Below are 13925 nucleotides of genomic sequence, written 5' to 3'. Positions count from 1 at the left end.
GCAGTGGAAATAACGCTCACATGACGACGCATATTCAACGTTCGGCCTTACTGCCTTATCCGGCGCAGGCGCTCTATGACCTGGTCAACGACGTTGCGCGTTACCCGGAATTCCTGCCTTGGTGCTCCACTGCCGAGGTACTGGAAGGCAGTGATGAGCACATGGTTGCCAGTGTTGGGGTGGCCAAGGGCGGTCTTAGCCAGCACTTTGTTACGCGCAACGTACTGGTGCCTGGGAAATCCATTGAAATGAATCTGCAGGAAGGGCCCTTCACCCAGTTGCATGGGGTGTGGGTGTTCAAGGCACTGACCGACAAGGCCTGCAAGATCAGCCTCGACCTGTCATTTGATTATGCGGGCCCAATTGTGCGCGCGACGTTGGGGCCATTGTTTAACCAGGCGGCTAATACGCTGGTCGATGCATTCTGTCAGCGGGCCAAGCAACTGCATGGTTGAGATTGAAGTGGTATATGCCGCCGAGGATCGCCAGGTTTTGTTGGCGGTGACGGTGCCTGCGGGCACAAGCCTGAGGGTGGCGGTGCAGGCATCGGGCATTGCAGTGCAACTTCCGGGGCTGGTATTGGCTGATTGCCCTTCGGGGATTTTTGGCAAGTTGGTTGCGGACGCGGATGTGCGTGCTGTGCAGCCGGGTGATCGAATTGAGATTTACCGGCCGTTGCTGGCAGACCCCAAGGAAGTGCGCAGGCTGCGCGCGGCCAAGGCCGCGATGGCCAGGCAACAACCTTCATAACGCTGCCAATCGACAGGCAACAAAAAGCCCGGCATGCCGGGCTTTTTGTTGCGCGCCGCAAAATTATTGCGGGGCGGTGTCCAGAGGCTGTGGCGTCGGGACCGGAACGGTTTGCACGCCATCCACGTCCTTCTGGATCTGATCCAGCAACGAGCCTGGCTTGGCCGGTACCTCGGACTTCGGCTTCTCTGCTTCCTGCGCGGGCGCAGTCACATTGGTGCCGTTGTCCTTGCCCAGCAAGGCTTCATCACGGCTTACACCGGGCATGAAGTCACCGGACAGGCTGACAAGCTGGTCATTGCCATTGAAGATGACGCTGACGCGTTCCTGCTGGCGCTCACCGCCACCTGGCTGGATGCTGTAGAGATAATCCCAGCGATCGGCATGAAAAGTGTCGGTCAGCAGGGGGTTGCCCATGATAAACCGTACTTGCCGTCGGGTCATTCCCGGACGTAACTGGTCTATCATGTCCTGCGTGACGACATTGCCCTGCTGGATGTCGATTTTGTAAACCCCGGGGAATGAACAACCGGCGAGTGCGAGCAGTCCCACAAGGGTGAAACTGGTTAGCAAGAGCTTGGTGTTTTGCATCGGTGGGCGACTTCCACTATCTTGGCTGGGACAACGTAAACGCCGATCATACCCGTATTAAGAGAAGCTGCGAAGCAGCATCCGCGAGAAAGCTAACCATGGTTGAAAATAGCGAACTACGCAAAGCCGGTCTTAAAGTGACTCTGCCACGAGTCAAGATTCTACAAATGCTCGATTCTGCTGAGCAGCGCCACATGAGTGCCGAAGATGTTTACAAGGCGCTGATGGAGTCTAACGAGGACGTTGGCCTGGCCACGGTTTACCGTGTGCTGACCCAGTTTGAAGCCGCAGGGCTGGTGGTTCGTCATAATTTCGACGGCGGTCATGCAGTGTTCGAATTGGCTGACGGCGGTCATCACGACCACATGGTTGACCTGGATACCAATGAGGTTATCGAGTTCACCAGTCCGGAAATCGAGAAGCTCCAGCACACTATCGCTGAGCAGCATGGGTTCGATTTGGTGGACCATAATCTGGTGCTGTACATCCGTAAGAAAAAGTAAAAATCGACGCAGATTTGCTCTGCGAAACGATTGAAGGCGACCCTAGGGTCGCCTTCGTGCTTTCTATAGTAGAGAAAAGAGAGCGAAAAATGCTCGGTTCAGGCCTTGGTAGCCACGACCATTTTCTTCGCGTGGGCCAGGGACTCCTTGGTCAGGTCGATACCGCCCAGCATCCGCGCCACTTCTTCTACGCGTTCCGACTTGTTCAGCTTGGACACGGCCGTGTGCGTCGCATCGCTGCCTCTTACTTTATGCACAAACAAATGCTGATGCCCTTGAGCCGCCACTTGCGGTAAGTGAGTGACCGTCAGTACCTGGCCACGATCCCCTAGTCGGCGCAACAATTGGCCAACAATCTCTGCGGTCGGCCCGCCAATACCAACGTCCACTTCATCGAATACCAGCGTGGGTACCCGTGATGTCTGGGCGGTAATCACCTGGATCGCCAGGCTGATCCGCGACAGTTCGCCACCGGACGCCACTTTCGCCAGTGCCTTGAGCGGCTGCCCAGGGTTGGCACTCACCAGCAGTTCCACCTGTTCCAGGCCGTGAGGTTGTAGTTCATTGCTGGTGTTGGTGCGCAGTTCGATGGTAAAGCGCCCGCCAGGCATGCCAAGGCGCTGAATTTCCTGCTCTACGGCGCTGGCCAGGCTTGTGGCCGCTTGCTGGCGCAGGTCGCTCAGTTCGCGGGCCTTTTCTTGGTAATGTCGGGCGAAAGAGGCGAGTTCGTCGCCCAGTCGCTCAATGGATTCGTCGTTGGCGTTGAGGGTTTCGATTTCATCCAGCAGTTTTTGCTGCATCGTCGCCACTTCGGTCGGCTGAATGCGATGTTTGCGCGCCAGGGTGTAGATGGTATCCAGGCGTTCCTCTATTTCCTGCAGGCGGGCTGGATCGGCATCGAAGTGGTCGAGAAAGCGGTTGAGCTCTCCCACGGCTTCTTCAACCTGGATCTGTGCGCTGGTCAGTAACGTTGTGGCTTCGTTCAGCGAGCCGGATGCATTGTTCACGCTGGACAGGCGATTGAGGCTGGCGGTCAGTGCATTGAGCACGTTGCCGGAATCGCTTTCGCTGCATTGCTCCACCACTTGCCGGCAGATACCCAGCAGGGTTTCGGCGTTGGTCAGGTTCTTGTGTTCCTGTTCCAACTGCTCCAGCTCGGTTTCGCCCAGGCCCAGGCTCTCGAGCTCTTCGAGCTGATAGCTGAGCAGCTGGTGACGAGCGCGTTGTTCGTCGCCGGAGTTGGAGAGCCGCTCCAGCTCCTGGCGCGTCTGTCTCCAGCGCTGGGCGGCAAGTTGTACTTGTCGGGCCAGATCGGTGGCACCGGCGTACTCATCGAGCAAACGGCGATGGGTGTCGGTTTTCAGCAGGGATTGGTGTTCATGCTGGCTGTGGATATCGATCAGCAATTCGCCGAGGGCTTTCAAGTCGCCAAGGGGGCAAGGCGTGCCGTTGATGTAGCCGCGTGAGCGTCCTTCTGCCGTGATGACTCGGCGCAGGATGCACGGGCCCTCATTATTAAGGTCGCGCTCGGCCAGCCAGGCTTCGGCTTCGGGAATATCTGCCAGGTCAAAGGTGGCAAGGATATCGGCCTTGTCCGCGCCTGGGCGCACCACGCCGCTATCGGCACGGTCGCCAAGAGTAAGGCCCAAGGCGTCGAGCATGATCGATTTACCGGCGCCGGTTTCGCCTGTGATTACGCTCATCCCGCGATCCAGTTCGAGATCCAGATGTTCAACGATGGCGTAGTTATGTACAGACAGGTGCACGAGCATGACGGCCGCTCCCAGGCGTTAGGTCTGGTTATTTATACAGTGTTTTGTTTAGGGCTGACAATCCTGGCGCTTAGCTCAATTTGCTTGATCGAATGACTTTATTAGCGCAATTGGGAATGACTGCTCAGAAATTGATCTGGCGCAAGTGAAAGGCTTATGGAAGCGCCTGCGCCCTTGAACCTGGAAATTGTGGCCCCATATACCGGAACAGAAGCGCGAGTTTAGTTCGCGCATGATTTTGAAAGGAGAAATCTATGGCTGACGAACAGACGCAGGATACGCAAACTCCAGACGCCAATTCGGCTGCCGGTGATGAACTGGCAACTCGTGTGCAAGTGCTCGAAGAGCAATTGGCCGCTGCGCAGGATCAGTCTTTGCGTGTTGCTGCCGATCTGCAGAACGTCCGCCGCCGCGCCGAGCAGGATGTCGAAAAGGCTCACAAATTCGCGTTGGAAAAATTCGCCAATGACCTGCTGCCGATTATCGACAGCCTGGAGCGTGGCCTTGAGTTGTCCAACGCGGCCGACGAAAACATCCGCCCGATGCGCGAAGGGATCGAGCTGACCCTGAAAATGTTCCAGGACACCCTGAAGCGTTATCAGTTGGAGGCCATCGATCCGCAAGGCGGCGAGCCGTTCAATGCAGAGCATCACCAGGCTATGGCCATGCAGGAAAGCCATGACCTTGAGCCGAACAGCGTATTGAAAGTGTTCCAGAAGGGTTATCAGCTCAACGGTCGCTTGCTGCGCCCGGCAATGGTGGTGGTGAGCAAGGCTCCTGCACCTGTTGCACCTTCTATTGATGAGCAGGCTTGAAATCCGCCGCAAGGCCCCCATTTATAAGTCAAGCGTTTAAGTGCTACCGCAGTTAGCCACCACTGCTGCGGCAACCAAATTCATGTTTCGGGAGAGTCAATCATGGGCAAAATTATCGGTATCGACCTGGGGACTACCAACTCCTGCGTCTCCGTGCTGGAAAACGGCGTTGCAAAAGTTATCGAAAACGCCGAAGGCGCGCGTACCACGCCGTCGATCATTGCTTACGCCAACGACGGTGAAATCCTCGTCGGTCAGTCGGCCAAGCGTCAGGCTGTGACCAATCCGCACAACACCCTGTACGCGGTGAAGCGTCTGATCGGTCGTAAGTTCGACGAAGAAGTCGTACAGAAAGACATCAAGATGGTCCCTTACAAAATCGCCAAGGCTGACAACGGTGACGCGTGGGTTGAAGTAAACGGCCAGAAAATGTCGCCGCCGCAAATCTCGGCTGAAATCTTGAAAAAGATGAAGAAAACCGCCGAAGACTACCTCGGTGAAGCAGTAACTGAGGCGGTGATTACCGTTCCGGCCTACTTCAACGACAGCCAGCGCCAGGCGACCAAAGACGCCGGCCGCATCGCCGGTCTGGACGTAAAACGTATCATCAACGAACCGACCGCAGCTGCTCTGGCTTACGGTATGGACAAGGCCAAGGGCGACCACACCGTGATCGTTTACGACCTGGGTGGCGGTACTTTTGACGTCTCCGTGATCGAGATCGCTGAAGTTGACGGCGAGCACCAGTTCGAAGTGTTGGCCACCAACGGTGACACTTTCCTGGGTGGTGAAGACTTTGACATTCGTCTGATCGACTACCTCGTTGACGAATTCAAGAAAGAAAGCGGCATGAACCTCAAGGGTGACCCGCTGGCGATGCAGCGCCTGAAAGAAGCTGCCGAGAAAGCCAAGATCGAGCTGTCTTCCGCTCAGTCGACCGACGTGAACCTGCCGTACATCACTGCAGACGCTACCGGTCCTAAGCACTTGAACGTGAAGATCTCGCGCTCCAAGCTGGAAGCGCTGGTTGAAGACCTGGTTCAACGCACCATCGAGCCTTGCCGCATCGCGCTGAAAGACTCGGGTATCGACGTTGGTTCGATCAACGACGTGATCCTGGTAGGCGGTCAGACCCGTATGCCACTGGTTCAGAAGCTGGTCACCGAGTTCTTCGGTAAAGAAGCACGTAAAGACGTGAACCCGGACGAAGCCGTTGCCATGGGTGCTGCTATCCAGGGTGCGGTACTGGCCGGCGACGTGAAAGACGTGCTGCTGCTGGACGTCAGCCCGCTGACCCTGGGTATCGAAACCATGGGTGGCGTGATGACCGCGCTGATCGAGAAAAACACCACGATTCCTACCAAGAAATCGCAAGTGTTCTCGACTGCCGACGACAACCAGGGCGCCGTGACCATTCACGTACTGCAAGGTGAGCGTAAGCAAGCCGCTCAGAACAAGTCCTTGGGCAAGTTCGACCTGGCTGAGATTCCACCAGCACCACGTGGCGTGCCACAAATTGAAGTGACCTTCGACATCGACGCCAACGGCATCTTGCACGTAGGTGCTAAAGACAAGGCCACTGGCAAAGAGCAGAAGATCACCATCAAGGCCAACTCCGGTCTGTCTGATGAAGAAATTCAACAGATGATTCGTGATGCTGAAACCAATGCCGAGGCTGACAAGAAGTTTGAAGAGCTGGCCGGTGCCCGTAACCAAGGTGATGCATTGGTTCACTCGACGCGCAAAATGATCGCTGAAGCTGGCGATAAAGTGACTGCCGAAGAGAAAACTGCAATCGAAGCCGCTTTGGTTGCCCTGGAAGCCGCTGTTAAAGGCGACGACAAGGCTGCCATCGAAGCCAAGGTTGAGGAGCTGTCGAAGGTCTCCGCGCCAGTTGCTCAGAAAATGTACGCCGAGCAAGGCCAGCCGGCAGAGGGTGCTGCACAACACGCAGAGCCTGAAGCCAAGCACGACGACGTTGTCGATGCCGAGTTCGAAGAAGTCAAAGACCACAAGTAAGTTGGTCGCCCGGTTGACCGCTATCAAGCGGTGACTGGTAGGATGTCGCCGCGCGGGAGCTTGCTCCCGCGTTGGCGTGTCTGGGGTATGTGAATTTTTACAACATGCGACAAGGGTCGGATGTTGGCGGTGTGACTGGGAATGCTCCTGCTTTCCGGGCGAAAGTCACCGCGTTTTTGGCCGGGTCCCTGGCTAAAAGCAGTAATGACCAGGATCGTTGAATTGACGTGAGTTGGGTCCGGGCCTGTATTGGGGCTCAACGAGTTTGGCAAGGCTCAGGAGGGTCTGGCCGAACGTCCTTAAGAGTGCAAAGACTTATGGCAAAGCGTGACTATTACGAAGTATTGGGTGTTGAGCGCGGTTCCAGCGAGGCGGACCTGAAAAAGGCTTACCGTCGCCTGGCGATGAAGCACCACCCGGACCGTAATCCGGATAGCAAAGAATCCGAAGAGATGTTCAAAGAGGCCAACGAGGCCTACGAATGCCTGTCTGATCCCAACAAACGTGCGGCCTACGACCAGTATGGTCATGCCGGTGTCGACCCAAGTATGGGTGGCGGCGGTGCCGGTTTTGGTGGTCAGAACTTTTCCGATATTTTCGGTGATGTATTCAGCGACTTCTTCGGTGGTGGCCGTGGCGGCCAACGCGGCGGTGCCCAGCGTGGCAGCGACTTGCGTTACACCCTGGAGCTGAATCTGGAGGAGGCCGTACGCGGCACCACCGTCAATATCCGTGTGCCGACGCTGGTCAATTGCAAGCCATGCGACGGTTCGGGCGCCAAGAAAGGCTCCTCTCCGATCACTTGCCCAACCTGCGGCGGTATCGGCCAGGTGCGTATGCAGCAGGGCTTCTTCTCGGTGCAGCAGACCTGCCCGCGTTGCCATGGCCAGGGCAAGATCATTTCCGATCCGTGCGATTCCTGCCACGGCGAAGGCCGTGTCGAAGAGTACAAGACCCTCTCGGTGAAAGTGCCGGCGGGTGTGGACACAGGTGATCGCATTCGTCTGTCGGGCGAAGGCGAGGCGGGGACTCAGGGTGGTCCTACAGGCGACCTGTATGTGGTGATCAATGTGCGCGAGCACTCGATTTTCCAGCGCGATGGCAAGCACCTGTTCTGCGAAGTGCCGATCAGCTTTGTCGATGCTGCATTGGGTGGTGAGCTGGAGATCCCGACGCTTGATGGTCGAGTCAAGCTCAAGATTCCTGAGGGGACGCAGACCGGCAAGCAGTTCCGTATCCGTGGCAAAGGCGTTGCGCCGGTGCGCGGTGGCGGTGCTGGTGACCTGATGTGCCGTGTAGCGGTGGAGACTCCGGTTAATCTGGGCCGTCGTCAGCGTGAATTGCTTGAAGAGTTCCGCAGCTCGTTGGAAGGTGATGACTCCCATTCGCCGAAAACCACGGGCTTTTTCGATGGCGTGAAGCGCTTCTTCGGCGACCTGTAAGGAAGTGAATATGCGACGTATAGCCGTAATGGGCGCTGCCGGGCGCATGGGCAAGACGCTGGTCGAGGCGGTGCAGCAGCGCTCACCGGCTTGCGGGTTGACCGCGGCGATTGTTCGTCCCGGCAGCACGTTGACGGGTGCGGATGCCGGTGAGTTGGCCTCGTTAGGGCGCATTGGCGTTTCGTTGTCGGGCAATCTGGAGAAGGTGGCTGACGATTTCGACGTGCTCATCGACTTCACTCTGCCAGAGGTAATGCTGAAAAACCTGGCGTTCTGCCGCAAGGCGGGTAAGGCCATGGTAATCGGCACTACGGGCCTGAGTGCCGAGCAGAAGCAGTTGTTGGTCGAGGCGGGCAAAGATATCCCGGTGGTCTTCGCTGCCAACTTCAGTGTCGGTGTGAACCTGTCGCTCAAGCTGCTCGATATGGCGGCTCGTGTGCTCGGTGAGGATGCGGATATCGAGATTATCGAGACGCATCACCGCCACAAGATCGATGCGCCGTCTGGCACCGCGCTGCGCATGGGCGAGGCTATCGCCGATGCGCTGGGGCGTGACCTGTCGAAAGTTGCTGTTTACGGGCGTGAAGGCCATACCGGTGCGCGTGCGCGTGACACCATTGGCTTTGCCACCGTTCGCGGTGGCGATGTGGTTGGCGATCACACCGTACTGTTCGCTACCGAAGGCGAGCGCTTGGAGATTACACACAAAGCGTCCAGTCGCATGACGTTTGCCAAGGGCGCGGTACGTGCCGCGCTCTGGTTGGAAGGTCGCGAGCCTGGTCTGTATGACATGCGCGATGTGCTGGATCTGCACTAATCAGTAGCTAAAACGGGGCCTCAGGATTATCCTGAGGCCCCGTTTTTAACCGCTAAGCGACGTCCTGTCGCATTCCCCTGCCTTTAAGGCTCATTAGCGGTGGACCAAAAAAGCCTTTTTCTGTAAGCTACAGCTTTAGTGTGTCCACTAAAAGCGCGCAGAATAATTCAGTGAAGAAGCGGGGTGACGTGTCCATACGTCACTCCGCTTTTTTACAATCTGCGATCGCCCTTTCAGGCTTTATTTACGGGAGGTCTTCTTGACTAAGCCAGCCATACTCGCCCTTGCTGATGGCAGCATTTTTCGCGGCGAAGCCATTGGAGCCGACGGTCAAACCGTTGGAGAGGTGGTGTTTAACACTGCCATGACCGGCTATCAGGAAATCCTTACCGATCCTTCCTACGCCCAACAGATCGTTACCCTGACCTATCCGCACATCGGCAACACCGGTACTACACCGGAAGACGTCGAGTCTGATCGTGTCTGGTCGGCCGGTCTGGTGATTCGTGACCTGCCACTGGTTGCGAGCAACTGGCGTAACACGATGTCGCTGTCCGATTACCTGAAAGCCAATAACGTTGTGGCGATCGCCGGTATCGATACGCGCCGCCTGACACGCATCTTGCGTGAAAAAGGCTCGCAGAACGGCTGCATCATGGCGGGTGACAATATTTCCGAAGCGGCGGCGATCGCTGCAGCGCAAGGCTTCCCTGGCCTGAAAGGCATGGACCTGGCGAAAGAAGTCAGCACCAAAAAACAGTATGAGTGGCGCTCCACTGTCTGGGACTTGAAGACCGACAGCCACGAGACCATCGCTGCTGCTGACCTGCAATACCACGTAGTCGCCTACGACTACGGCATCAAGTACAACATCCTGCGCATGCTGGTCGAGCGCGGTTGCCGCGTAACCGTGGTGCCGGCGCAAACCCCGGCCAGCGACGTGCTGGCCCTGCAGCCGGACGGTGTGTTTCTGTCCAACGGCCCGGGTGACCCTGAGCCTTGCGACTACGCCATCAAGGCGATCAAGGAAGTGCTGGAAACCGAGATTCCGGTGTTCGGTATCTGCCTCGGTCACCAACTGCTGGCCCTGGCCTCCGGCGCCAAGACCCTCAAAATGGGTCACGGCCACCACGGTGCCAACCACCCTGTGCAAGACCTGGACACTGGCGTTGTAATGATCACCAGCCAGAACCACGGCTTTGCGGTGGATGAAGCGACCTTGCCGGGCAATGTCCGTGCGATTCACAAGTCGCTGTTCGACGGCTCCCTCCAAGGCATCGAGCGCACCGACAAGAGCGCGTTCAGCTTCCAGGGCCACCCTGAAGCAAGCCCGGGCCCGAACGACGTAGCGCCGCTGTTCGACCGTTTCATCAATGAAATGGCCAAACGACGCTGACGGACTGGCTTGCGGGCGGCCCCGAACCTCGGTGGCCCCCGCAGGCTCTTCAAAGAGTGTTCAAGACGGCTTGCCGACTGACCTGCGGATTTGAGTGACAAACCCATGCCAAAACGTACAGACATAAAAAGCATCCTGATTCTCGGCGCTGGCCCGATCGTGATCGGCCAGGCCTGTGAATTCGACTACTCCGGTGCCCAGGCCTGTAAAGCCCTGCGCGAAGAGGGCTACCGCGTCATCCTAGTGAACTCCAACCCGGCCACCATCATGACCGACCCGGACATGGCCGACGCCACCTACATCGAGCCGATCAAGTGGCAGACCGTTGCCAAGATCATCGAAAAAGAGCGTCCAGATGCACTGCTGCCAACCATGGGCGGCCAGACTGCACTGAACTGCGCCCTGGACCTGGAGCGCGAAGGCGTCCTGGAAAAGTTCGGCGTAGAGATGATCGGCGCGAATGCCGACACCATCGACAAGGCTGAAGACCGCTCGCGTTTCGACAAGGCCATGAAGTCCATCGGCCTTGACTGCCCGCGTTCCGGTATCGCCCACAGCATGGAAGAGGCCAACGCGGTACTCGAAAAGCTGGGCTTCCCGTGCATCATTCGTCCATCCTTCACCATGGGTGGCACCGGTGGCGGTATTGCTTACAACCGTGAAGAGTTCGAAGAAATCTGCGCGCGTGGTCTGGACCTGTCGCCGACTAAAGAGCTGCTGATCGACGAATCCCTGATCGGCTGGAAAGAGTACGAAATGGAGGTTGTCCGCGATAAGAAGGACAACTGCATCATCGTCTGCTCCATCGAAAACTTCGACCCGATGGGCGTGCACACGGGTGACTCGATCACCGTTGCTCCAGCACAGACCCTGACGGACAAGGAATACCAGATCATGCGTAACGCCTCGTTGGCGGTATTGCGTGAAATCGGTGTTGAAACCGGCGGTTCCAACGTTCAGTTCGGTATCTGCCCGGACACCGGTCGTATGGTTGTGATCGAGATGAACCCGCGTGTATCGCGTTCGTCGGCGCTGGCATCGAAAGCTACCGGCTTCCCGATTGCGCGTATCGCTGCCAAATTGGCGATCGGTTACACCTTGGACGAGCTGCAAAACGAAATCACTGGCGGCGCTACACCGGCGTCCTTTGAGCCGTCCATCGACTACGTTGTGACCAAGCTGCCGCGCTTTGCATTCGAGAAATTCCCGAAAGCCGACGCACGGCTGACCACTCAGATGAAGTCGGTTGGTGAAGTCATGGCCATCGGCCGGACCTTCCAGGAATCCCTGCAGAAAGCCCTGCGTGGCCTGGAAGTAGGCGTTTGCGGCCTGGACGAGAAGCTCGACCTGAGCAATCCTGAAAGCATGAGCGTGCTCAAGCGCGAGCTGACCGTACCTGGCGCTGAGCGCATCTGGTACGTCGCTGACGCATTCCGTGCCGGCATGACCGTCGAAGATATCTTCGGCATGAACATGATCGACCCGTGGTTCCTGGTACAGATCGAAGATCTGATCAAGGAAGAAGAGAAGGTCAAGACCCTCGGTCTGTCCTCTATCGACCGCGACCTGATGTTCCGCCTCAAGCGCAAAGGTTTCTCCGACCAGCGTTTGGCCAAGCTGCTGGGTGTGACCGAGAAGAACCTGCGCACGCATCGCCACAAGCTGGACATCTTCCCGGTCTACAAGCGCGTTGACACCTGCGCGGCCGAGTTCGCAACCGACACCGCCTACCTGTACTCCACCTATGAGGAAGAGTGCGAGGCTGCGCCGTCGGGGCGTGACAAGATCATTATCCTGGGTGGCGGTCCAAACCGTATCGGCCAGGGCATCGAGTTCGACTATTGCTGCGTACACGCCGCCCTCGCCCTGCGCGAAGACGGGTACGAGACCATCATGGTCAACTGCAATCCGGAAACTGTTTCCACTGACTACGACACCTCCGACCGTCTGTACTTTGAGCCGGTAACGCTGGAAGACGTGCTGGAAATCTGCCGCGTCGAGAAGCCAAAAGGTGTGATCGTTCAGTACGGCGGCCAAACTCCGCTGAAACTGGCTCGCGCCCTGGAAGCTGCCGGCGTGCCGATCATCGGCACCAGCCCTGACGCCATCGACCGTGCCGAAGACCGTGAGCGCTTCCAGCAAATGGTTGAGCGCCTGAACCTGCGTCAGCCGCCTAACGCTACCGTGCGCAGCGAAGACGAAGCCATCCGTGCAGCCAGCAAGATCGGTTACCCGCTGGTGGTGCGTCCGTCCTACGTATTGGGCGGCCGTGCGATGGAAATCGTTTACGAAGAAGAAGAACTCAAGCGTTACCTGCGTGATGCGGTGAAAGTGTCCAACGACAGCCCGGTGCTGCTGGACCACTTCCTCAACTGCGCCATCGAAATGGACGTGGATGCGGTTTGCGATGGCACCGACGTAGTGATCGGCGCGATCATGCAGCACATCGAACAGGCGGGCGTTCACTCCGGTGACTCCGCATGCTCGCTGCCGCCGTACTCGCTGCCGGCGCACATCCAGGACGAGATGCGTGAACAGGTCAAGAAAATGGCCCTGGAACTGGGCGTTGTCGGCCTGATGAACGTTCAGTTGGCGCTGCAAGGCGAAGACATCTACGTCATCGAAGTCAACCCGCGTGCTTCGCGTACCGTGCCATTTGTATCCAAGTGCATCGGTGTGTCCCTCGCCATGATCGCTGCCCGCGTGATGGCGGGTAAGACCCTGAAGGAAATCGGCTTCACCAAGGAAATCATTCCTAACTTCTACAGCGTGAAAGAGGCGGTGTTCCCATTCGCCAAATTCCCTGGTGTGGACCCGATCCTGGGCCCAGAGATGAAGTCCACCGGTGAAGTGATGGGTGTGGGTGACACTTTCGGTGAAGCATTCGCCAAGGCCCAGATGGGTGCCAGTGAAGTGCTGCCGACCGGTGGTACTGCATTCATCAGTGTGCGTGACGACGACAAGCCGCTGGTTGCAGGCGTGGCCCGTGATCTGATCAACTTGGGCTTTGAAGTCGTGGCCACCGCCGGGACCGCCAAGCTGATCGAAGCTGCCGGCCTGAAAGTGCGTCGCGTGAACAAGGTGACGGAAGGCCGTCCGCATGTGGTCGACATGATCAAGAATGACGAAGTCACCCTGATCATCAACACCACCGAAGGTCGCCAGTCGATCGCGGATTCCTACTCCATTCGTCGTAATGCCTTGCAGCACAAGATCTACTGCACCACCACCATTGCTGCAGGCGAAGCTATCTGCGAAGCGCTCAAGTTCGGTCCGGAAAAGACCGTGCGTCGCTTGCAGGATCTACACGCAGGATTGAAGGCATGATCAAATACCCTATGACCGTCCAGGGCGCCAAGGCCCTGGAAGAGGAACACGCCCACCTGACCAAGGTCGTACGTCCAAAGCTGAGCCAGGACATCGGTACGGCCCGCGAGCTGGGCGACTTGAAGGAAAACGCTGAATACCATGCTGCTCGTGAGCAGCAAGGTATGGTCGAGGCGCGGATCCGTGACATCGAAGGCCGTATGCAGAATGCGGTGATCATCGACGTCACGACCATCCCGCACACCGGCAAAGTGATTTTCGGCACCACCGTCGAAATCGCCAACGTCGAGACGGATGAGCGCGTCGTTTACCACATCGTGGGTGAGGACGAGGCTGACTTTAAACTCGGCAAGATTTCCGTGGGGTCACCACTCGCTCGTGCCTTGATTGCCAAGGAAGAGGGTGACGTGGTGTCCGTCAAGACGCCTGGTGGCGTGATCGAGTACGAGATTGTCGAAGTTCGTCACGTCTGAAAAGCGGCGCCCGCTTCGTG

The 13925-nt window shown here is 57.6% G+C and carries 12 protein-coding genes; 10 read left to right on the top strand and 2 right to left on the bottom strand.

The features are described 5' to 3' along the window. The first annotated feature begins 20 nt into the window (after nucleotides 1-20). Both A7J50_RS25090 and A7J50_RS25085 read left to right on the top strand, forming a co-directional pair. Nucleotides 21-455 (top strand): type II toxin-antitoxin system RatA family toxin, encoded by a 435-nt coding sequence (locus A7J50_RS25090; protein ID WP_049711477.1) that lies wholly within the window; start codon nucleotides 21-23, stop codon nucleotides 453-455. Continuing rightward, a complete protein-coding gene (locus A7J50_RS25085) occupies nucleotides 448-750 on the top strand; it encodes an RnfH family protein (protein WP_064454185.1) in 303 nt (100 codons plus the stop codon). The genes A7J50_RS25090 and A7J50_RS25085 overlap by 8 nt, the downstream gene beginning before the upstream one ends. Before the next feature lie 63 nt (nucleotides 751-813). On the opposite strand, the gene A7J50_RS25080 is transcribed toward A7J50_RS25085, so the two are convergent. Continuing rightward, nucleotides 814-1341 (bottom strand): outer membrane protein assembly factor BamE, encoded by a 528-nt coding sequence (locus tag A7J50_RS25080; RefSeq protein WP_053258086.1) that lies wholly within the window; start codon nucleotides 1339-1341, stop codon nucleotides 814-816. Between the two features lie 98 nt (nucleotides 1342-1439). Between A7J50_RS25080 and fur the strand changes: the two genes are divergently transcribed. Continuing rightward, entirely contained in the window at nucleotides 1440-1844 is a 405-nt protein-coding gene (gene fur / locus A7J50_RS25075; RefSeq protein ID WP_053258085.1) for a ferric iron uptake transcriptional regulator, read from the top strand. A 98-nt stretch (nucleotides 1845-1942) separates the two neighbouring features. Here the strand turns inward: fur and recN are convergent, their stop codons facing one another. Further along, nucleotides 1943-3616: a DNA repair protein RecN gene (gene recN, locus A7J50_RS25070; protein WP_064454184.1), complete on the bottom strand. Its 1674-nt coding sequence runs from the start codon at nucleotides 3614-3616 to the stop codon at nucleotides 1943-1945. A gap of 254 nt (nucleotides 3617-3870) precedes the next feature. Between recN and grpE the strand changes: the two genes are divergently transcribed. The 7 genes from grpE (at nucleotide 3871) to greA (ending at nucleotide 13905) form a co-directional block, all read left to right on the top strand. Continuing rightward, nucleotides 3871-4431, top strand: a complete 561-nt coding sequence (grpE, locus tag A7J50_RS25065) for a nucleotide exchange factor GrpE (protein ID WP_064454183.1) — start codon at nucleotides 3871-3873, stop codon at nucleotides 4429-4431. 102 nt (nucleotides 4432-4533) lie between these two features. Further along, entirely contained in the window at nucleotides 4534-6450 is a 1917-nt protein-coding gene (dnaK, locus tag A7J50_RS25060) for a molecular chaperone DnaK (RefSeq protein WP_064454182.1), read from the top strand. 317 nt (nucleotides 6451-6767) lie between these two features. Further along, the gene (gene dnaJ, locus A7J50_RS25055) at nucleotides 6768-7892 is read left to right on the top strand and encodes a molecular chaperone DnaJ (RefSeq protein WP_053258081.1); all 1125 of its coding nucleotides are present in this window, start codon (nucleotides 6768-6770) and stop codon (nucleotides 7890-7892) included. 10 nt (nucleotides 7893-7902) lie between these two features. Beyond that, entirely contained in the window at nucleotides 7903-8709 is an 807-nt protein-coding gene (gene dapB / locus A7J50_RS25050) for a 4-hydroxy-tetrahydrodipicolinate reductase (RefSeq protein WP_064454181.1), read from the top strand. Nucleotides 8710-8968: 259 nt separating this feature from the next. Beyond that, the gene (gene carA / locus A7J50_RS25045; protein WP_064454180.1) at nucleotides 8969-10105 is read left to right on the top strand and encodes a glutamine-hydrolyzing carbamoyl-phosphate synthase small subunit; all 1137 of its coding nucleotides are present in this window, start codon (nucleotides 8969-8971) and stop codon (nucleotides 10103-10105) included. Between the two features lie 105 nt (nucleotides 10106-10210). After that, nucleotides 10211-13432 carry a carbamoyl-phosphate synthase large subunit gene (carB, locus tag A7J50_RS25040; RefSeq protein ID WP_064454179.1) on the top strand — a complete coding sequence of 1074 codons (3222 nt, stop codon included), beginning with the start codon at nucleotides 10211-10213 and terminating at the stop codon, nucleotides 13430-13432. Beyond that, nucleotides 13429-13905, top strand: coding sequence for a transcription elongation factor GreA (greA, locus tag A7J50_RS25035; RefSeq protein WP_064454178.1), 477 nt, complete (start codon nucleotides 13429-13431; stop codon nucleotides 13903-13905). Before carB ends, greA begins: the two co-directional genes overlap by 4 nt. Nucleotides 13906-13925 lie beyond the last annotated feature (20 nt).

This window comes from Pseudomonas antarctica, from assembly GCF_001647715.1.
GTDB lineage: Bacteria > Pseudomonadota > Gammaproteobacteria > Pseudomonadales > Pseudomonadaceae > Aquipseudomonas > Aquipseudomonas antarctica_A.
Note: the sequence above shows the minus strand (reverse complement) of the source record. Positions and strands in the feature narration are given on the sequence as shown.